13 protein-coding genes, 6 tRNA genes and 1 rRNA gene are annotated in these 21,739 nt (G+C 44.3%); 5 read left to right on the top strand and 15 right to left on the bottom strand.

Going from position 1 to position 21,739, the window contains the following annotated elements:
* Nucleotides 1-609: 609 nt before the first annotated feature.
* Genes OCU30_RS00400 through OCU30_RS00390 form a run of 3 tightly spaced genes read left to right on the top strand, consistent with a single transcriptional unit; the run spans nucleotide 610 to nucleotide 6,376 of the window.
* Complete coding sequence (locus tag OCU30_RS00400; RefSeq protein WP_077313905.1) at nucleotides 610-1,767, top strand: efflux RND transporter periplasmic adaptor subunit; 1,158 nt, start codon at nucleotides 610-612, stop codon at nucleotides 1,765-1,767.
* 12 nt (nucleotides 1,768-1,779) lie between these two features.
* Nucleotides 1,780-4,938: an efflux RND transporter permease subunit gene (locus OCU30_RS00395; protein WP_077313906.1), complete on the top strand. Its 3,159-nt coding sequence runs from the start codon at nucleotides 1,780-1,782 to the stop codon at nucleotides 4,936-4,938.
* The gene (locus tag OCU30_RS00390) at nucleotides 4,928-6,376 is read left to right on the top strand and encodes an efflux transporter outer membrane subunit (protein WP_235861846.1); all 1,449 of its coding nucleotides are present in this window, start codon (nucleotides 4,928-4,930) and stop codon (nucleotides 6,374-6,376) included. The genes OCU30_RS00395 and OCU30_RS00390 overlap by 11 nt, the downstream gene beginning before the upstream one ends.
* Before the next feature lie 83 nt (nucleotides 6,377-6,459).
* Here OCU30_RS00390 and OCU30_RS00385 read toward each other — a convergent pair whose 3' ends face one another.
* The 11 genes from OCU30_RS00385 to rep form a co-directional block, all read right to left on the bottom strand.
* Complete coding sequence (locus OCU30_RS00385) at nucleotides 6,460-7,359, bottom strand: SPOR domain-containing protein (protein WP_235861844.1); 900 nt, start codon at nucleotides 7,357-7,359, stop codon at nucleotides 6,460-6,462.
* Nucleotides 7,360-7,495: 136 nt separating this feature from the next.
* Entirely contained in the window at nucleotides 7,496-8,434 is a 939-nt protein-coding gene (locus OCU30_RS00380; protein WP_077313909.1) for an ABC transporter permease, read from the bottom strand.
* A 2-nt stretch (nucleotides 8,435-8,436) separates the two neighbouring features.
* Nucleotides 8,437-9,414: an ABC transporter permease gene (locus tag OCU30_RS00375; protein ID WP_077313910.1), complete on the bottom strand. Its 978-nt coding sequence runs from the start codon at nucleotides 9,412-9,414 to the stop codon at nucleotides 8,437-8,439.
* Nucleotides 9,415-9,568: 154 nt separating this feature from the next.
* On the bottom strand, nucleotides 9,569-11,131 hold the full coding sequence (locus tag OCU30_RS00370; protein WP_077313911.1) for an ABC transporter substrate-binding protein: 1,563 nt from the start codon (nucleotides 11,129-11,131) through the stop codon (nucleotides 9,569-9,571).
* 78 nt (nucleotides 11,132-11,209) lie between these two features.
* Nucleotides 11,210-12,922 (bottom strand): dipeptide ABC transporter ATP-binding protein, encoded by a 1,713-nt coding sequence (locus OCU30_RS00365; protein ID WP_077313912.1) that lies wholly within the window; start codon nucleotides 12,920-12,922, stop codon nucleotides 11,210-11,212.
* A gap of 668 nt (nucleotides 12,923-13,590) precedes the next feature.
* Nucleotides 13,591-13,667: transfer RNA gene (locus OCU30_RS00360), tRNA-Pro, on the bottom strand.
* 47 nt (nucleotides 13,668-13,714) lie between these two features.
* A tRNA-His gene (locus OCU30_RS00355) sits at nucleotides 13,715-13,790 on the bottom strand.
* Nucleotides 13,791-13,862: 72 nt separating this feature from the next.
* Nucleotides 13,863-13,939 (bottom strand) — tRNA-Pro (locus OCU30_RS00350).
* A 47-nt stretch (nucleotides 13,940-13,986) separates the two neighbouring features.
* Nucleotides 13,987-14,062: transfer RNA gene (locus OCU30_RS00345), tRNA-His, on the bottom strand.
* A gap of 31 nt (nucleotides 14,063-14,093) precedes the next feature.
* Nucleotides 14,094-14,170, bottom strand: a tRNA-Arg gene (locus OCU30_RS00340).
* Nucleotides 14,171-14,398: 228 nt separating this feature from the next.
* The gene (gene rep / locus OCU30_RS00335) at nucleotides 14,399-16,414 is read right to left on the bottom strand and encodes a DNA helicase Rep (RefSeq protein ID WP_077313913.1); all 2,016 of its coding nucleotides are present in this window, start codon (nucleotides 16,412-16,414) and stop codon (nucleotides 14,399-14,401) included.
* A 200-nt stretch (nucleotides 16,415-16,614) separates the two neighbouring features.
* Here rep and ubiK point away from each other — a divergent pair, with 200 nt between their 5' ends.
* On the top strand, nucleotides 16,615-16,881 hold the full coding sequence (gene ubiK, locus OCU30_RS00330; RefSeq protein WP_077313914.1) for a ubiquinone biosynthesis accessory factor UbiK: 267 nt from the start codon (nucleotides 16,615-16,617) through the stop codon (nucleotides 16,879-16,881).
* Nucleotides 16,882-16,975: 94 nt separating this feature from the next.
* Here the strand turns inward: ubiK and ilvC are convergent, their stop codons facing one another.
* Nucleotides 16,976-18,460, bottom strand: coding sequence for a ketol-acid reductoisomerase (ilvC, locus tag OCU30_RS00325; RefSeq protein WP_077313916.1), 1,485 nt, complete (start codon nucleotides 18,458-18,460; stop codon nucleotides 16,976-16,978).
* Nucleotides 18,461-18,598: 138 nt separating this feature from the next.
* On the opposite strand from ilvC, the gene ilvY reads away from it, so the two are divergent.
* Nucleotides 18,599-19,480 (top strand): HTH-type transcriptional activator IlvY, encoded by an 882-nt coding sequence (ilvY, locus tag OCU30_RS00320; protein ID WP_077313918.1) that lies wholly within the window; start codon nucleotides 18,599-18,601, stop codon nucleotides 19,478-19,480.
* 115 nt (nucleotides 19,481-19,595) lie between these two features.
* Here the strand turns inward: ilvY and OCU30_RS00315 are convergent, their stop codons facing one another.
* From OCU30_RS00315 to rrf, 3 genes are all read right to left on the bottom strand, one after another.
* The gene (locus OCU30_RS00315; RefSeq protein WP_077313920.1) at nucleotides 19,596-21,125 is read right to left on the bottom strand and encodes a phospholipase D-like domain-containing protein; all 1,530 of its coding nucleotides are present in this window, start codon (nucleotides 21,123-21,125) and stop codon (nucleotides 19,596-19,598) included.
* Between the two features lie 328 nt (nucleotides 21,126-21,453).
* Nucleotides 21,454-21,544 (bottom strand) — tRNA-Ser (locus tag OCU30_RS00310).
* Between the two features lie 46 nt (nucleotides 21,545-21,590).
* A 5S ribosomal RNA gene (gene rrf / locus OCU30_RS00305) occupies nucleotides 21,591-21,706 on the bottom strand.
* Nucleotides 21,707-21,739 lie beyond the last annotated feature (33 nt).

The raw sequence follows: 21,739 nt of genomic DNA, 5'->3' as shown, positions 1-21,739 counted from the left end.
AAGGGTATAAATCTATTTTTTATCAAGGCGTTATATTTTATTACGTAAAGAATGAATAAGCGGGTTGCTAGGTATTGAGAAAAAATTACAAGACGAGTCATAAAACTTGGAAAGAATTACACATGTAGCAGCAATAATAATGACACATACAAGACATTAAATAGATGGTACTTATTGTCCACGCGAGGACGACACATTCAGGCCTGTAATAAAAGATTCATATAAAAACTTTAGCAGGTTATGCTGGTGATCCTATCTTCCCCACACTTCTCGACGGCCTCAATATGGTCATATATTAGCTTTTACCGATAAAACACATTTTAGTGATAAAAAAATGTACAGAAGTCCGGTTATTATCTTGATAAATATACTTCACAGGTTATGCTGGGCAAGAGATGAATGGAATTCACACACGATCATGTATCTCATGACGAACAGGGAGTGTTAACCGCACATTAACCTCATCATGCACTACAATTTTGCGATTCTATCCGCGTTTTCAATTTACCGAACTTTAGCTTTCGGTGCTTGGTTTGTCTATTTGGTTGGCGTAATCGCACAACCAAAGTCAGAACGAGCACTCAAGTACTTGTTATCAGGAGATAAGCTATGACGAAAGTCTTGCCTAAATACCGCAACACTATGATTGCCATAGGTCTAGCGGTGGCATTGACAGGTTGTGATAAAGAAGCCTCAAACCAAGGGGAGCAACCACCTAAAGCCGTTTCAGTTGATACTGTTACCATCCACCCTCAATCTGTAGAAATTACTGACAAACTACCAGGTAGAACAAGCGCATACCGTATCGCTGAGGTTCGCCCGCAAGTTGAAGGTATTATTACTAAACGTTTATTTGTGGAAGGTAGCAAAGTTGAAAAAGGCGATGTTCTTTATCAAATCGACCCCGCCACTTATGAAGCGAAACTCGCGAGTGCTAAAGCGGATCTGGCCTCTGCAGAAGCAACACTACAACGTTCAAAGCTACAAGCAGAACGTTATGAAGGTCTCGTAAAAAATCGCGCTATCAGCCAACAAGATTACGAAGATGCAATGGCAACGTTCCGCGCCAATAAAGCGGCCGTCATGGCATCTAAAGCTGCGGTTAAAACCGCCCAAATCAATCTTGATTACACCAAAATCAAAGCACCGATTTCTGGGCGTATTGGTAAATCAAACTTTACTGAAGGCGCGCTGGTTACGGCGAACCAATCGAACTATCTCGCGACGATTCAGCAGCTAGATCCACTGTATGTCGATTTATCTCAGCCAAGTAGCACCATGATGAAACTGCGTCAGCGTGCCAAAGAAAAAGCGAAGGATACTGGTGAATCTGCAACGAAACTGAGTGGCATTACCATTACTCTTGATGATGGCACGAAGATTCCGCAAAAAGCGACACTACAGTTTGCTGATGTATCGGTGAATGAATCAACGGGTACGGTAAACATTCGCGCCTTATTGCCAAACCCAGATGATACGTTGCTGCCCGGCCTATTTGTTCGTGCCACGGTTCCTATCGCGAGCAAAGAACAAGCATTCTTAGTTCCACAGCCAGCGCTAACACGCGATCCACAAGGTCAAGCACATGTGTTTGTCGTTGATGATAAAGATAAAGTCGCCGACCGCATGGTCACCACTGAGCGCATGCTTGGCTCAAACTGGATAGTGACAGATGGCCTCAAAGATGGTGATCAAATCATTACCACCGGACTGCAATCTATCCACCCAGGTACCCTAGTGGCGCCTAAGAAAGAAGACAAAAAATAGGGACTCTGTTTTATGGCTCGTTTCTTTATCGATAGGCCCATCTTTGCTTGGGTCATCGCAATTATAATCATGCTCGCGGGGATCTTGTCGATCAAGACCCTACCGATTGAGCAATATCCATCAATTGCTCCACCTTCGGTGACAATTTCTGGTCAATACACAGGTGCCTCTGCAAAAACGGTAGAAAGCAGTGTGACACAGGTTATTGAACAGAACATGAACGGCATTGATGACCTGCTGTATATGTCATCTAGCAGCTCTTCATCTGGTCAATTTCAGGTGCAGCTAACATTTGCAACGGGTGCAGATCCCGATATTGCTCAGGTACAGGTGCAAAATAAGCTGAGTACGGTGGAAGCTAGTCTTCCGGATGCGGTGGTCAACTATGGTGTGACCGTTGCTAAATCCTCCGACAGTTTCTTAATGGTAGTTGGCTTTACGTCGTCAGATAACTCAATGAATAACTTTGAGCTTTCTGACTATGTCGTCTCTAATGTTAAAGATCCACTCAGTCGTGTAGAAGGTGTGGGTGATGTGCAAGTGTTTGGCTCTCAGCACTCAATGCGTATCTGGCTTGATCCGAATAAATTGAATAAATTCAATTTAACACCTAATGACGTTACACAAGCTATTTCTACACAAAACACGCAAGTCTCTGTAGGCTCATTAGGCGGAACGCCTGCTCAGCCTGGTACACAGTTAACCGCAACTATTACCGCTCAAGGCCGCTTAAGTACTGTTGATGAGTTTAAAAATATTTTACTCAAGGTACAAAAAGATGGCTCTCAAGTTCGAGTAAAAGATGTCGCGCGTGTCGAAATTGGTGGTGAGAACTACAGTACAGTTGCCCGCTATAATGGTCAGTTTTCGAGCGGTATTGCTATTAAACTCGCCAGTGGTGCCAATGCACTGAATACGGCAAAAGCGGTAAAAGACAAAATGAAAGAATTGAAACAATTCTTTCCAAAGTCTATGGAAGTTAATTACCCGTACGACACTACACCTTTTGTGAAAATCTCGATTGAAGAAGTAGTACATACACTTGTCGAAGCTGTTGTACTGGTTTTCATCGTTATGTACGTGTTCTTACAAAACTTCAGAGCAACGCTGATTCCAACCATCGCGGTTCCCGTGGTACTGCTTGGTACCTTCGGAGTCATGGCAAGCTTTGGCTACTCGATTAATACATTAACCATGTTCGGACTGGTGTTGGCCATCGGGTTGCTGGTGGATGATGCCATTGTCGTGGTGGAAAACGTGGAGCGGGTGATGGAAGAAGACGGTTTATCACCGTTGCACGCCACTCGTAAGTCCATGAAGCAAATCACTGGTGCCTTGGTGGGTATTGCGCTTGTCCTAAGTGCAGTATTTGTTCCTATGGCTTTCTTTGGCGGCGCATCCGGTGAGATTTATCGTCAGTTCTCGGTCACGATTGTCTCGGCGATGATTTTGTCTGTACTGGTTGCCCTGATCCTGACTCCTGCCCTATGTGCCACGCTTCTTAAACCTCGTAAAAAAGGTGAGCAGCACATCACAAGAGGGCCGTTTGCTTGGTTCAACAATAGCTTCAATGCAGGCACATCACGTTATCAGCGTTTTGTATCAAGCAGCTTAGGCCAAAAAGTCCGCTATGTGATTATTTACCTAATCATTGTGGCTGGCCTCGCCTTCATATGGAACCGTTTGCCGGCGTCGTTCCTTCCAGAAGAAGACCAAGGTATTGTGTTGGCAATGGTAAACCTACCAACCGGTGCCACAATTGAACGTACTGAAGCGGTTAACAAAAAACTGGAAAACTACTTCAAAACACAAGAGAAAGACAATGTCGACTCTGTGTTTACCATCGCCGGCTTTAGCTTTGCAGGGCAAGGACAAAACATGGGCCTCGCGTTTGTTAAGTTGAAAGATTGGAGTGAACGTCCAGACCCTTCACAGTCTGCGCAAGCGATTATCGGTCGTGCGTTTGGGTACTTTTCAACGATAAAAGAAGCGCAAATCTTCCCGTTCAACCTACCTGCTGTACCAAGCTTAGGTACCGCTAATGGTTTTGATGCTTACTTAGTCGACCGTGGTAATTTAGGCCATGAAAAACTTCTACAAGCTCGTAACCAACTGTTAGGTATGGCATCGCAAGATCCAGTCCTGACTGGTGTACGTCCAAATGGTATGGAAGATGGCCCGCAGTTCCGTATTGATATCGACTATGAAAAAGCCATGGCAATGGGCGTTTCCGTTAAAGATATTAACTCAATGCTTTCTACTGCATGGGGTTCTACTTACGTAAACGACTTTACTGACAATGGTCGAATCAAGAAAGTGTACGTGCAAGCGGATGCGCCATACCGTATGGATCCAGAAAATCTTGAGTTATGGCACGTGCGAAATGCCGATGGTGACATGGTTCCATTCGGTGCCTTTGCAAGTTATCACTGGACATATGGTTCACCACGTCTAGAACGCTTTAATGGCTCATCATCGATGAACATTCAAGGGTCGGCAGCTCCTGGCTATAGTTCGGGTGAAGCGATGGCAGAAATCGAGAAAATAGTAGCCAAACTTCCTGATGGGATTGGTGTTGAGTGGGGCGGCGTTTCTTTCCAAGAACGTCAATCTTCTGCGCAAGCTGGCTTCCTATACGGGATTTCAATGCTCATCGTATTCTTGTCGCTTGCGGCACTATACGAAAGCTGGAGTGTACCGTTCTCGGTTATCTTAGTGGTGCCGTTAGGTGTCTTAGGTGCCGTATTGGCCGCAACCTTCAAAGGTCTGTCGAATGATGTTTACTTCCAAGTTGGCTTGTTGACGACCATTGGTTTGTCGGCGAAAAACGCAATCCTCATTGTAGAATTCGCCAAAGAATTGTATGACCAAGGTTACGATCTCACGAAGGCGACAGTGGAAGCTGCTCGTATGCGTTTACGTCCAATTATGATGACGTCGTTTGCCTTTATCTTAGGTGTACTTCCTCTCGCTCTTAGCTCTGGTGCAGGTGCGGCAAGCCGTAACGCCATCGGGTGGGGTGTTGCCGGCGGTATGCTATCGGCAACGGTATTATCTATCTTCTTTGTTCCTGTGTTCTTTGTCATGGTCATGCGCCTATTTGGCACACAACCTCACTACATTGAACCGGACATCGATGAGTCACAGGAGAACAACAGTGATGACAAGTAAACTATTACCATTACTGATTGCAGCCGCGCTAAGCGGCTGTAGCATGGCCCCTGATTACAACCAACCTGATGCTCAATCTGAGCATCAGGGTTGGACCGAGGCGTCAACACAACAAGAACTTGAAACTGCGATTCCACAATGGCGTAGCTTCATGGCGGATAAACATCTGCAAGACTTGATTGATGCTGCCTTGAAAAATAACAAAGACTTGAAGCAAACGATCCTCAAAGTAGCAGAGACAAAAGCGCAGTATCGAATTCAAGATTCTGCACGCTACCCGGGGTTGAATGCCAACGGCTCTTATTCACGTACTCGTACTTCCGATGCTGTGACTGGGGCAGGTAAAAACTATGCCTCATCAAGTCAAGCAACCGTTGGTATCACTAGCTATGAGTTGGATCTTTTTGGCCGAGTCAAAAGTCTGAGCGATGAAGCAATGCAAAGCTACCTTGCCTCTGATGAGAATCGCCGTAGTGCGGTTATTTCGTTGGTTTCGCAAGTCGCTTCTGCGTACATCAAACTCATTACAGATCAAGAGCTCTTAGCGTTAACTCAAGATACAGTGAAAGCCTATAGCGAAACCTTGAGCTTAGTGAAAACTCGATATGATGCTGGCTACAGTGATGCACTGACCTTGGCGCAAAGTAAAACGGCGTTATACAGCGCACGCGCTAACGCCGCTAAGTACAAGCTTTCTGTGGCACAGCAAAAAAATATGCTGCGCCAATTAGTCGGTGCACCTATCGCTTTTGCGACGAAAGAACGTTTACCGACAGAAGAAGGTAAAATGCTTTCGGAACTGCAAGTCGGGAGCTCTTCTAAGCTGATTTTAAATCGTCCTGACATCTTATCTGCCGAGCATAAGCTCAAAGCAGATAATGCCAACATCGGTGCAGCTCGTGCCGCGTTTTTCCCTCAGATTCAGTTGACGGCAGGCGCAGGTACGATGAGTAATTCACTGGATGATTTATTCAGCTCTGACTCAGGCTATTGGTCATTTGCACCATCGATTACTTTACCTATCTTTAATTGGGGTAAGAATACCGCGAACCTCGATGTGGCTAAGATTCAAAAACAATCGTCCGTGATTGCTTATCAAGCGGCGATTGAAACAGGCTTTAAAGAAGTATCAGATGCATTACTCGGTCAAGAGTACTACATGGAACAATGGAAGGCCCAACAAGCTAACCTTGATGCCAACAAAGACTACTACGATCTAGCCAAAATGCGTTACAAGCAAGGTAACGATAGCTACATCGATCTGTTAGATGCTCAACGTTCTTTCTTTACGGCTCGTGAAAGCGAATTGTCATCTCACCTAAGCTTACTGACCAGTCGTATTAGTCTGTTCAAAGCGTTGGGAGGTGGTTGGTCTGCCGCGGATCAAGAATCCACGTCTGTAGACGCCGCAGTGAAATCAATGGAAACATCGGAATAACCTGACCTTCCAATAAAAAGCCCGCTAACGGTCTTCGTTAACGGGCTTTCTTTTTACCAGAAACAAACATAATATCGTGAGCATTAATGCTTACCGACACAAATAACATTCAATAACGCCCCACCTTGTAAAGTATTCGTATTCCCGTTAGTAAATAAGCCTTTTTTATGCCATCCCCAATAGGGTAAATTCATTGGCCACGCATTTTTCTCCATGACGTTAGCCGCCAACAATGCTTGCCATTCTTCGGTTGTCGCTAAACGCATTTTTATCTTGCTGCACATCCGCTCAGCACTCTCATAATCCAAGCGGATCCATGGCTGATTATTTTCCATATAAAACTGTGCTTCTTTTTCCGACACATAAGGCACGACATATTCAAGCTTACCGACCTGCGTCCGGCGGCGGATATCAACGTTAACTGTTTTTCTAGGCTTAGCTGGCTGACGGCGTTCAATCACAACACGCTTGGGTTTGATTGGCTCTTCTGCTAAAAACTTCATACGTTTATGATGGGTTGATGTGGTTACTTTTTTCGTCGCTGGCATCGTTCCTGTTTTTTTTACATCACGAATAAACGCTTTTTTATAAGCAGGCAACTGACGCACTCGCAGTAGATCCTCATATGCATGTTTATATTCGGTGTACGGGCCAATCAAACAGCGTGTCCCTTTGCTTTCAGGCTTTAACCATACATCCGTAGCAATCTTTTTATAAAGTGGCTTTGCGGCATCTACAGAAAGCGTCTCACGTAATAACCCACACTGAATCCAAAAATGAGAATGGGTTTGTTTGGGTTTTTTGTCTCCCCATAACCCCTGCCCGATAGGACAACGACTATCCAGTACTGGTAACTGGTTTGTGCTCGGTTGTGTCGCGTCACACAAAAAATCTTGTGCACTGGCTATTGTCGGAAAAAAACACGCAGTAAGCAGCAATAAACTGATTAAGTAACGTGGTGTGTATTGAGGGCGACTTTCCATTATGATCTCCATCCTGTCCCGCGATTCATTGTCGGCAAGTGTCAGCTTTTATTTCATGAATGCAAAAAAAGAGCCGTAAGTGACACTTACGGCTCTAGTTTAGTTAGATTTTAACTATGAAATCAATTAATTCAGATTAACCTTTATACAATTTGGGATTAAACACATCTCTTAGCCAGTCCCCAAGCAAGTTAATCACTAAAACTAAGATAACGAGGACAATGCCAGGGAAAGCGGTAATCCACCAAGAGCCTGAGAAAATATACGTAAAACCAATATTAATCAGCGACCCAAGCGAGGGCTGGTCCACCGGCAAACCTAAGCCAAGGAAGGAAAGTGCCGCTTCCGACATAATCGCGTTTGCCACCTGTACCGTGGAAATCACTAGAATAGGAGAAAGGCAGTTCGGTAGGATATGACGGAACATAATCCGTAACGAGCCAAATCCCATCACGCGAGCGGCTTCAACGTACTCTTTTTCGCGTTCCGCCAACACGGAAGCGCGAATAGTACGAGCATACTGTGGCCATTCAGCAAAGCCGATAATAAACACCAACATGATCACGGCGTATTCGCCATACAACTGACCACCAAAGCTGGCTTTAAAAATTGCAGAGACAATGATTGCCACCATCATGGTCGAGAAGGACAATTGGATATCCGCGACCCGCATCAAAAAACCATCAATACGGCCACCAAAGTAGCCAGAGCAAAGACCGACAATCGTGCCGATCAATAACTGCAATGCCACGGCTAAAAAGCCAATCGTCAGCGATAAACGAGAGCCATACAATATGGTGGACAAAATATCGCGGCCTTGGTCATCGGTCCCTAATAGAAACTGAGCACTTCCGTCCATCATCCACGCTGGTGGCAACTCAGAGTCCATAATATCAATCGAGGACAAATCATATGGATTGTACGGAGCAATCAGTGGCGCAAACAATGCGGTTAATAGAAACACCATAAACACAGCAAAGCTGAACATCGCCACTTTATCGTTAAGAAAATAATACAAAAAGTCCGATTGCTTAAAACGCTCCCAACGGGAAGGAACTGTTGATACTGTCGCCATGATTACGCTCCTTTACCAGTGAGGTTAACGGTTGGGTTAATGATTCCGTACAGCAAATCAATCACGGTATTCGTGACAACGAAGACCAAGCCAACGATAATCACATAAGCCGTAATCAAAGGCGTGTCGACTCGGTTCACCGCATCAAGGAATAAGAATCCGGTGCCCGGCCACTGGAAGACTGTTTCGGTTAAAATGGTATACGCAACCATCAAACCAATTTGTACCCCGCCGACGGTTAATACTGGTAGCATGGTATTTTTTAGTGCATGTTGAAAATGTACTTTTTTTAAAGGTAAGCCCTTCGCTTTGGCAAATTTAATGTACTCAGAGCTGAGCACTTCCAGCATTTCAGAGCGTACTAAACGAATAAACAGCGGCAGCATGATAGACGCCAACGACACGCACGGCAGCACTAAGTGCGCTAAGCCATCCAGCGTAAAGTAGCCTGAACGCCAACCCAACACATTGACGGTTTCTCCTCTGCCATAGGAAGGTAGCCAACCGAGCTCAATCGAAAAAACATACATTAATAAAATCGCGGTGAGGAAAACTGGGATGGAAATACCAATGCTGCTGCCAGCCATGATGACTTTGGTCAGCCATCGCTTAGGATGAATCGCGGCATACACGCCTAGTGGAATCGATAACACGATAATAATCACGGAGGCACCAAACACGAGCTCTAACGTGGCCACCAGCTTTTCTAAAATAATCTCCAACGCTGGGCGTTTGAACGTATATGACGTACCCAGATCACCGTGTATAGCTCCGCTCAGAAAGCGCGTATATTTGGTGATAAACGGGTCATTGAGGCCCAAATCATCACGCAGTTGTTGACGTTCAGCTTGTGATACCGACTGACCGACCAATTCTCTCAATGGATCGCCTAGGTTATCTTGAATGGCAAACGCCACTAGACTGATCACAAACATCACTATCAGTGCCTGAAACAGGCGCTTGACCAGAAACGAAAACATTCCTTGCCCCTTACTATCCATGACGGTTTATCGCGTTATTGTGCGATAAATTCCTATTCTCAGCCTAAAAGACGTGCTTAGGTGGGCTGATATCACGCTAAACACAGCAATAGTGAATCAGGTACCGCAAGGCGCGGCACCTGATTTTTCATCATTATTTATTTTCTTTAACGACCAAATCACCAAAGTATGGCTGGTTCATTGGGTTGACGATTGATTCAATCTGCAGTGCATTTTTCGATGCCCAAGACAAGTTTTCCCAATGCATTGGCACAAAGGCCGCATCGTTATAAAGCAATGCCTCGACTTCTTTTAACTGCTTCGCTCGTTTCGTGGTATCCGTTTCCACATTCGATTTCTTGATCAACTCGTCGACTTTTGGATTAGAGTAATGACCACAGTTATATTGACCTTTACCGGTTTTTTCATCACGTGTCATGGTCAAAAATTCAGTGTAGTTGGCTGAATCTTGCGTATCTGACTGCCAACCGATCATCATCATATCTGCTGAACACTTATCAAACTCAGGCCAGTACTGCGCCTTAGGCATGGTTTTTAAGTTCACTTTAATACCAATTTTTGACAACATCGCCGAGGTTGCTTGGGCGATTTTGGCATCATTTACATAACGGTTATTTGGCGCCATCATCGTCAATGAAAAACCATCTTCATAACCCGCTTCTTTCATTAACTGTTTGGCTTTTTTCAAATCGTAACGCGGTTTTAAATCGCTGTTATGACCAACGTAAGCGGCTGGGCTTTGCTGGCTGGCGGTTGTCGCGAAACCACGCATGATTTTTTTCACGATGCCATCATTGTTAATCGCATACACGATGGCTTGACGAACACGCTTATCCTTCAAGGCCGGGTTAGACTGTTCATTCATTTGGAACGTAATAATACGATCGCTTGGTAGCGTCACCAGCTTCACACCAGAGGTGCTTTTTACGCGGCGTTGATCGTTAGGAGCCACTGGCGCAATCATATCAACATCGCCTGATAACAATGCAGCAACACGCGTCGCGTTTTCTTTGATTGGCACTAGGGTCAACTCATCAACATTGCCTTTCGAGTCTTTATCCCAGTAGTTATCAAAACGCGTAAACTTGGTTTTTACGCCTTGTTCACGAGAGGAAACTTCGAACGGGCCAGTGCCTGATTCGTTAGTCGATGCAAAAGAATTACCATGTTTTTGGATAACACTTTTATCACGGCCATCTTCTGTTGTACCTGTATAGAATTTACTGTCCATAACAAACAGGTACGTGGCATTTTGTAACACCAATGGGTATGGGCCTGTCGCAACCAAGTCGATGGTGTAATCATCCACTTTAACCACTTTGCTATAGGCTTCAAAGATGCCTTTGAAATCTTGCGAGCTTTTTAAACGCTTAAATGTCCACACAACGTCGTCAGCGGAGAATTTATTACCAGAGTGGAATGTGACGCCTTTACGGAGGTGAAAACGCATGGTGGTATCATTGATGCGCTCCCAGCTAGTTGCGAGACGCGGCTCAAACGTCATATCTTGTTTGTGGCGAACCAATGGGTCGAAAACCATATGCGACAGCTGTAACGTACCACCAGATAACTGCTCTTCTGGGTCAAGAGACACAGGATCGGCGTCGTAAGCAACAGTGATGTCAGCGGCCAGCGCCGAGAAACTGAGACCTGCGGTGATTAAGGCTAAAGCGATCTTGCTTTTCATTGTGTTCATGCATAGCTCCTTATGCGGGGGTTGTATTCCTAATGGGGTAAAATAAGTCATCGTAAACTGGGCGCAGCCACAAAGCCGTTAAGCGATATCGGCACGCAGTCCAGTAAACTCAGGCATTAGAGATATTAATTGCTGACTATAAGGATGATTTGGCTGAGTAAACAACTGCTCAGTTGGGGCCACTTCTAGCAAGGTGCCTTTTTGCATCACACCAACACGATCGCAGACTTGGCGAATCACCGGTAAGTCATGACTGATAAACAGCATAGTGAGATCTAACTCTTGCTGTAAGTCTTTTAATAAATTGAGTATTTGCGCTTGTACCGACACATCTAAAGCGGACGTCGGCTCATCACAAATCAATAATCGCGGACGCGTTGCTAACGCGCGGGCAATGGAAATACGTTGGCGCTGACCACCAGAGAACTCATGGGGATACTTTAATCCCGCCAGACGCCCTAACCCAACATGATCGAGTAAGTCTTCGACCACTTGGCGAGTCTGTGATTCATTCTCAGTGAGACGGTGGAAGCGAATCGGTTCCGCGACAATATCGAAAACCTTCATACGTGGATTCATCGAGGTATACGGGTTTTGAAACACCATCTGCATTTGGCGGCGAAACGGGCGGCGCTCTTTTTCAGAGGACAACTGAGTTAAGTTGATACCTTCAAAAGTCACATTTCCTGCGTTAGGTTGATATAAACCTGCAATCACACGAGCAATGGTTGATTTACCCGAACCAGACTCGCCCACTAAGCCAAAGGTTTCACCTTCCATAATATCAAAGCTGACATCATTCGATGCCACCACATATTCGCGTCGTTTCGGGAATAATGAATCTTTGGTCGTGAAACGTAAATTGACGTTTTCTACGCTCAAAAGTGGCCCAGTATAATCACGTTGGACTTCACGCTGTCCTAACCAGTGATTTTGAATATCAATGGCGGTTTGTGGCTCTTGCGCTGCTTCAATGTAATTCACCAAGGGGAAGCGGTCGAGTTTAATGTCAGAACGAGGCACCGCCGAAATCAAACTGCGTGTATAAGCATGCTCTGGCTCACCGAGAACTTTGTCCGTATCACCAATTTCGACCAGCTCACCACGATACATTACCGCTACACGGTCGGTAACATTTGAAACCACGCCCATATCATGGGTCACCAGCATACAACCGACATTGTGCTGTTCACACAAATCGCGAATTAAGTTAAGAATTTGGTCTTGGATTGAAACATCTAATGCGGTGGTTGGCTCATCAGCAATAATTAAATCAGGCTCACCTGCCAATGCAATCGCAATCACCACCCGTTGGCGCATACCACCGGAAAATTGATGAGGGTATTGTTTTAAACGGTTTTCTGGTTGCGGGATCCCCACTTGATTGAGCAGACTCAGTGCGCGCTTATAGGCGTCTTGATCACTGACTTTCATATTGGCATGAATGGTTTCTTTTAACTGCTGCTCAACCGTAAATAAGGGATTTAGAGATGTCATGGGATCTTGAAAGATGAAACCAATCTTAGAACCACGCACTTGGCGCATCTGCTCACCGTCCAGACCAGATATTTGCTGACCATCCAGAAAAACCTCACCACCAGCCACATGCCCAGGAGGACTTAACAAGTCAATAATGGCATTACCGACTGTCGACTTGCCGGCGCCAGATTCGCCCACCACACCGAGAATTTCACCGCGTTCGACAGACAATGACAAATCGTTCACGGCCGTAAACACACCATGACGGGATGGATATTCAATCCGAAGATTGCGAACTTCTAAAAGTGACATTTAAACCAGACCTCTACTGCTTGGACAGTGTTTCCCTGTCTGATGAACTGAACATGCTTCCTGCTACACGGTTCAGCCATACTATGAATCCATTCTAACCAGCATGTTATGCTGGTATTTATAAGCCCATCAATTTGGCAAATATATGAGAGAAAAGCAACAATCGTAGAATAAAAAATCAGCGCACATCGCTAAAAAAGCTATTTATCCGTTTAGTTTGAATAAAAAACACAGGGGTGGGAAGTTAAAGCAGAGCCAGAAAAGCCATATAAATCAGTTAATTATTCTTTGATACATGGATATTTCAGTCATTAATATAGGAAAAATGAGAAAGGAAATAGAAGAGCAGATAACAATTATTGTTTACAATTAACCAACAAAATATCATGCCGCAGCAGGTTATATCGAGATCGTCCGCTTAATTCAAGCTAGAAAAACATCCATCTATAAACAGCAAGAATATTAACAAAAGCTACTTTAGAAAAAGACAATAACAATAGCTGTAAAATCCTATCAAGTAACCGGCGTACAGAGTAAAGCAGCAGGAATCACTATGACCTCGCAGTAATATGGAGAAGGGAGATACCATTGAGATCGCAATCAGTACGCTCATGAGAAAAGCCATAGATGTAAAAAAGCCCCAGCATTTCTGCTGAGGCTTTAATAGATGGTCGGTGAAGAGGGATTCGAACCCCCGACCCTCTGGTCCCAAACCAGATGCGCTACCAAACTGCGCTATTCACCGACGAATCTTGTGTCGTAAGCAAGCAATAAGCTGACCTACTGAATAAATGGGGTGGCTAACGAGGTTCGAACTCGCGACAACCGGAATCACAATCCGGGACTCTACCAACTGAGCTATAGCCACCATCAAATTTTGTAATAACCGACTGTTTGCCGTTATTGCGATCCCGCTGTTATCAGCCAAATCTTTAAATAGTGGTCGGTGAAGAGGGATTCGAACCCCCGACCCTCTGGTCCCAAACCAGATGCGCTACCAAACTGCGCTATTCACCGACTTTGTATTTATTTTTTAGCGAACCAATAGTTTACCAAAAAATAAATGGGGTGGCTAACGAGGTTCGAACTCGCGACAACCGGAATCACAATCCGGGACTCTACCAACTGAGCTATAGCCACCATAATTTTTCACCGACATGCCTTCCGAGAATGGTGCACCCGAAAGGATTCGAACCTTCGACCTTTGGCTCCGGAGGCCAACGCTCTATCCAGCTGAGCTACGGGCGCATGCCCTATCGGCGGAGAGGAATAATACGGATATCCCCCTATGCCGTCTAGTACTTTTTCAACTTTTTTTGCCAATTGGCGGGTTTTTCGTCAATAAGCATCAAATCCAAGCATAAATTTACTTTTGTAGAGGTTTTGCATCAATCTACTCCGCAATTTTTATGCTGGTATTGTTGAATTAGGCATGAGTAAAAATACGCTATTCAACGCGTTAAGTAAATCATTTCGCTATTTTTTAAACATCGCTTTTAAATTAGCAATATGCGCCTGACCTTTCTCCATGCGCTCTTCTTGCGAAACTGGTTTTTTCTTCATTTCCCAATCAATATCGTCATGAGGCAATTCATCTAAGAAGCGGCTTTGTGTTGGCTTAATCAACTCACCATACTGGCGGCGCTCTTTACACACCGTAAACGTTAGTTCACGTTGCGCGCGAGTAATTCCCACGTACATTAAACGGCGCTCTTCATCGACATTTCCCTCATCAACACTGGTTTGGTGCGGTAAAATGCCCTCTTCTGCTCCCATGAGATAAACATACGGAAACTCAAGTCCCTTAGAGGCATGCAACGTCATCAACTGCACGGCATCGCTATCATCATTCTCTTGGTCGCGTTCCATCATATCTCGTAATGTCAGACGCTGTACCACTTCCTTAAGGGTTTTCTCTTCTTGAGCTGGGTTTTCCCCTTTGAGATCATTGGTAATCCATGTGTAAAGATCTGAAACATTTTTCATGCGCATCTCTGCGGCTTTCGGGCTTGATGAGGTTTCATGTAACCAATCTTCATAGTGAATATCGCGGACCAGAGAACGCACCGCTTCAACCGAGTCACCTCGCTCCGCATTATCAGCGATAGCCACTAGCCACTGCGTGAAACGACGCAGATTGTCTAAACCACGACCAGACAAGTACTGCTCAAGACCCATTTCGAAACTTGCCGCAAATAGGCTTTTGCCGCGCATATTGGAATAAGTGCCGAGTTTTTCTAAGGTAACTGGGCCTATTTCACGGCGCGGCGTGTTCACTATTCGTAAAAAAGCGTTATCGTCATCTGGATTGACCAACATGCGCAGGTATGCCATCACATCTTTAATTTCTGAACGCGCGAAAAATGAGGTACCACCGGAAATTTTATAAGGCACCCGGTTTTGCATGAGACTTTTTTCCAGTAAACGGGATTGATGATTACCTCGATACAACACCGCATATTGACGATAATCAGTACGATTTAGGAACTTATGAGCGATGATCTCAGCGGTAATTCTTTCTGCTTCATGCTCCTCATTCTTCGCCATTAACACCTTGAGCTGTTCACCATCCGGTATTTCGGAAAATAACGTTTTCTCATAAACATGCGGGTTATTGGCAATCAGAATATTCGCTGCGCGTAAGATTCGACTCGTCGAACGATAGTTCTGCTCTAATTTAATCAAACGTAGCTCGGGGTAATCTTCTCCCAACAACACTAAGTTTTGTGGCTTGGCACCACGCCACGAATAAATCGACTGGTCATCATCCCCTACGACAGTTAAACGACCACGCTCACCAACGATTAATCGCACTAATTCATATTGGCTTGTATTGGTATCTTGATATTCATCCACTAATAGATAACGAATACGGGCCTGCCACTTCAAACGCACTTCTTCATTGGTACGTAACAGTTTAACGGGCATTAATATCAAATCATCAAAATCCAGTGCGTTATACGCCTGCATTTGGGTTTGATACATCTCATAACAAAACGCAAATAGCTGCTGCTGTTCACCTTGAGCGTGTGCTTTCGCTTGAGCCGGAGTCAGCATGTCATTTTTCCAATTGGAAATCGTACTAAGCAATTGGCGCAAGAGATCTTTATCTCCATCTAATTGCTTTTCTGTTAGCTCTTTGAGTAAAGCCATTTGGTCTTGATCATCAAAAAGAGAAAAACCAGCTTTAAGTCCTAAATGCTTATACTCACGGCGAATAATGTTTAAACCTAAGGTATGAAATGTTGATATCATCAGCCCTTTGGATTCCGCTTTACCCAAGGTCTGTGCGACACGCTCTTTCATTTCACGCGCAGCTTTATTCGTAAAGGTAACCGCCGCAATGTTACGAGCTTTATAACGGCAATGCTGAACCAAATACGCAATTTTGTTGGTGATAACACGCGTCTTACCTGAACCTGCGCCTGCCAGTACTAGGCAGGGTCCGGAGACAAATTTAACGGCTGCGTCTTGACTAGGATTCAGCTTCATAATGCTCTCTTTGATCGATATAAGGTTGCTTATAATAATGGCTTAAGGAGACGTATACCAATTCATCCGCAATAATTTTTTTTCACCAGAGAGCTTTGTGCGCGCGCACTCATTAACAGCGTGGTTTTTTTAAACTCTGAGGACGACTTTCAAGTATAAATTGCATAGAATGAAGTTAGAAAAGGATAGGAGTATCGACAATGTTTGATCCAAAAAAGCTAGAGCAACTTGCTAAACAGATTCACGATTCAATGCCGCAACCTGTAAAAGAGTTAGGCGCAGATGTTGATAGTAAAGTACGTCAAGTGATCCAAGGCCAGCTTGGTAAGCTAGATGTAGTCAGTCGCGAGGAGTTTGATGTGCAAACTCAAGTTCTATTACGCACTCGTCAAAAACTCACTGAGATGGAACAAAAAGTCGCGGATATTGAAGCGAAGTTGGCAGAAAACGACAACAACGCTGAATAAACTCCCTGTATTGAGCGATAAAAAAAGGCTTGGTCGAACGAAGACCAAGCCTTTTATTTTACGATGTTATGTTTGCTTTATTTTGACCAGAAACTTAGTCGCCAACGGCGATACGTTTCATGTCTTTCATGTAACCACGTAGTTTTGCACCTACGGCTTCAACCGGATGCGTACGTAGTACCTGATTCACTTCAATCAAACGAGTATTATCCACTTGGATCGAATCATTGTTTAAGCCTTTACCAATGACGTCAGTAGACACGCTCGGCATAAACTTCTCACGTAATAGCGGTGTCGCTACATTCGCAAATAAGTAGTTACCGTATTCTGCAGTGTCAGAGATAACAACATTCATTTCGTATAGACGCTTACGAGCAACCGTATTAGCAATCAATGGTAGCTCATGTAGCGACTCATAGTACGCAGACTCATCAATCACACCTGAAGCTGTCATCGCTTCAAATGCCAACTCGATACCGGCACGAATCATTGCAACCATTAGAATGCCGTTATCGAAATATTCTTGCTCGCTAATTTTTGCATCTGAATCTGGGTAGTTTTCAAACCCTGTTTCCGCCGTTTCTTCGCGCCAGCGTAATAGATCAGCATCATCGTTATCCCAATCAGCCATCATAGTGCTAGAGAAATGACCTGAGATGATGTCATCCATATGCTTGTTGTATAGTGGACGCATCAAGTCTTTAAGTTCTTCAGAAAGATCAAACGCTTTCAATTTCGCAGGGTTAGATAAACGGTCCATCATATGCGTGATGCCACCGAATTTCAGTGCTTCGGTAATGGTCTCCCAACCGTACTGAAGAAGTTTACCTGCGTAACCCGCTTCAATACCATCGTCGAGCATTTTTTCGTAACACACGATAGAACCGGCTTGTAGCATACCGCACAGAATGGTTTGCTCGCCCATAAGGTCTGATTTTACTTCAGCCACAAATGAAGACTCTAAACAGCCCGCACGGTGTCCGCCCGTTGCGGCTGCCCACGCTTTTGCGATTTCTAGACCGTCACCATTTGGATCGTTGTCTGGGTGAACGGCAACCAACGTCGGAACGCCAAAGCCACGTTTATACTCTTCACGTACTTCGGTACCAGGACATTTAGGTGCAACCATCACAACCGTGATATCTTTACGGATTTGCATACCGACTTCAACAATATTGAAACCGTGCGAGTAACCTAATGCTGCACCTTGTTTCATTAAAGGCATAACAGATTCAATTACATTGCTATGCTGTTTGTCTGGAGTTAGGTTAACAACTAAATCCGCTTGCGGGATTAATTCTTCATAACTACCCACGACAAAACCATTGTCTTTCGCATTCTTGAATGATTGGCGCTTCGCCGTGATGGCAGATTCACGTAATGCATAAGAAACGTCTAACCCCGAGTCACGCATGTTAAGACCCTGGTTTAAGCCTTGCGCACCACATCCGACGATAACGACTTTTTTACCTTTGAGATAATCAGCTTCTGTTGAAAATTCTTCACGCGCCATAAAACGGCAGCGGCCCAACTGATCTAGTTTTTCACGTAGATTCAAAGTATTAAAATAGTTCGCCATGATAGATGCTCCTTCGATACATTCCTCGGCGGTGCGCAACACTTGGCACCGAATAAAATCATACTAATCCACCTTTTCGATTGCTTAAAGTGATATATTCACAACTAGTTATTGCAATAAGTGCAACATGGGAAAGCGATGAATATTAAAACACTCACTTTGTTCCTTCATTTATGTGAAAGTAAGAATTTCAGTCAAACGGCGTCGACATTACACATAAGTCCATCCGCATTGAGTCGCCAGATCCAAAAGCTTGAGCAAGATATTGGTCATAGCTTATTTATTCGCGATAACCGACGAGTGGCGCTCACACCAACCGGGCATCAACTTCGGCCTACTGCCCAGCGAATGATTGAAGAATGGCATGGCTTTCAGCAAAGTATTAATCGCCATGAGGCTGAGCTACAGGGCGAAATACGCTTGTTCTGCTCGGTAACCGCTAGCTATAGTCACTTACCAGAACTCCTTGATGCATTTCGCCAGAAGTATCCTTTTATAGAATTTAATATTCTCACTGGCGATCCGGCATTAGCGATCAGTAAAGTCTTAAATGACGAAGTCGATATTGCCATCTCTGCCATGCCCGATCCGCTACCGTCTCGCGTGGAGTTTTGTACGATTAGCGAGTTGCCGTTGTCCTTTATTGGCCCATCAGAGCTCAATGATTTTGTTGAAGAGCTGCAAAAAAGCCAACCGGATTGGAGTCAAATCCCATTTATTTTGCCTCAAACAGGGACAGCTCGGACACGTGCTAATGAATGGTTTAAAAAGATGGGCATTAAACCGAATATTTACGCTCAGGTATCCGGCAATGAAGCGTTAGTGAGTATGGTAGCGTTAGGCTGCGGTATAGGGTTAGTGCCAGATGTGGTGCTCAATAACAGCCCAGTAAGGGATAAAGTGCAGCGACTGCCAATTACGCCAATTAAGCCTTTTAAGTTGGGCGTGTGTTGTCAGCGCTCACAACTCAATAATCCATTGGTTAATGCACTGTGGCAAATTATCCACCCACAAACATAATCCATCGATTGTGGGGGAAAAATGTCAAAAACCCGGTTGTTCAATCACAGGATTGAGCAACCGGGCTAATAGATCACAGTATTCAAGCGCGTCTTAATCGCTTACGCGTGAGAAGCTAAAGTATATTTTTCGGCACGACCCTGCGTAATTTCACGCCAATCCGCTTAGATAACGAAACCTTACTATCAGGGTTAAAATCTTTGGTCACCTGCCAGGCATTATCGGCCCCCATTTCTTTTAACATAGACGCTTGCACACTGTCGGTAATTTCAGGCGAGTCAATAACCGTAATGCTGTCGGTATTCAAGTTGGCACTGCGAGGGTCAAAATTATAAGTACCAATAACGGTAATATGATCATCGATGGTCATCGTTTTCGCATGTAGACCAAATATCGGCATTGATGGTAAGCGTTTATACATACTTTCTGACATCACTCGCTGTCGAATCTTGGCATCGGGCCTGAATTCGTAAATTTTGACACCGGTATCCAATAACGCCGCTCTATTTCTTTGATAACCACTAAAAGCTTCTAAGTTATCATTCGATGCCAGACTATTAGTAAGAATTTTTATCGTGACGCCTCGATTAACCAATGTACGTAGAAAGGCTCTATCTTTTTTGGTCGTTACCAAATAGGGGGTCTGAATAACAATACTGTGCGTTGCGCTTTGTGCAAGTTCAACCAACTTATCTTTAGTGAGACTCCCACCACCGAGAGAAAATTTCCGATCATTCTTGCCGGGAATATCGGCAACATATTCGACATTATCGAGAAATAAAAATTTCCCTTCACTCATAAGCTGATGAAACGTATCAGGTACTTCTTCGATCTCTTGCCTAACCTCTGTATCAGGATTACAGGCATAAGAATGTAACCGAGAAAAACTTGGATTCTCTGGATACGGCTGACTATCCACAAGATTTTCTATAGAAACACTGAGCTTACTGTGCCAATACTGCTCAAAAGAGGATTCGACTGAATGGACCGCTTTACCTGCAAGGAACACATCGCGGTCTCTAAAGTTATAGTCATGATCGAAACCAAAGTATTCATTCGCAATATTGCGCCCACCGGTAATGGCAATTTTTTGATCAACAAGAAATACTTTATTATGCATTCGCTGATTGAGGCCACGAAAATCCGTAACGAGCGAGGTAAGCTTACCAATAATATTCTTACCGACATTGGCGTTGGGATTGTAGATTTTAATATCAATATTCTTATGGGCTGCCAACATTAACAACTCATCAACCCGAGCTTCCATCATAATGTCATCCACCAACACGCGAACTTTGATCCCTCGTTCTGCCGCCCGAACCAAATAATCGGTCGCAATTAAACCCACATTATCGATAGAAAAGATAAAATACTGCACGTCGATCGATGTCTCAGCACGCTCTGCTAACCAGGCCCGAGACATCATAGCTTCTGCCCCTTGCTCTAATACATAGACTCCGGTCTTATTCTGCATTTCGGCTGTAAAAGGTTCTGTAAATTCGGATAGGGACTGATCTGTTCTATAGAGGGGTAAATCACAATAGTCATGATCGGATAATGGCACGCTATCTGGCGCTGAAGAGCAACCGGCAAACAACAGAACAGCGCAAGATAAAACAATACGAGTACAGATCTTTTTCAACATAATGAGGGTAATATTTGTAATAGAGTAACCAAACTACTCAATTATACGCATAAAGTCACTATTACTCTGATTATTAAGAACAATACTGCCATATCTATCTCATAATCGATGATTGCATTAGAAGGGCGGCAATAAAAAGCCCTATGTTTTGAGTCCAAAATGTTTTAAAGATGATTTTATATTGAGTGTTTGTAGACAACATTCGGGGTTCAATAGCGTCTATTTAACAGCAGGAAAAGGTAGGTACGTCTTGGCTACGTGAGTAGGACAAAAGCTAGCGATAGAAATGAAAAAAGCCCGCTGATAAATCAGCGGGCTTTCCCAATAGTGGCGGAGAGATAGGGATTTGAACCCTAGAACCGCTATTAACGGTTGCCGGTTTTCAAGACCGGTGCTTTCGACCACTCAGCCATCTCTCCGCAAATTGTCTATCTACAGTTTTAGAAACTATAGATAATTGTTAAAGCCTGGCGATGACCTACTCTCACATGGGGAAACCCCACACTACCATCGGCGCTATTTCGTTTCACTTCTGAGTTCGGCATGGGATCAGGTGGGTCCAAAATGCTATGGTCGCCAAGCAAATTCTTTCTGTTATCGCCCAAAGGCCATAA

Origin of the sequence: Vibrio palustris, assembly GCF_024346995.1 — a bacterium.
Taxonomy (GTDB): domain Bacteria; phylum Pseudomonadota; class Gammaproteobacteria; order Enterobacterales; family Vibrionaceae; genus Vibrio; species Vibrio palustris.
Note: the sequence above shows the minus strand (reverse complement) of the source record. Positions and strands in the feature narration are given on the sequence as shown.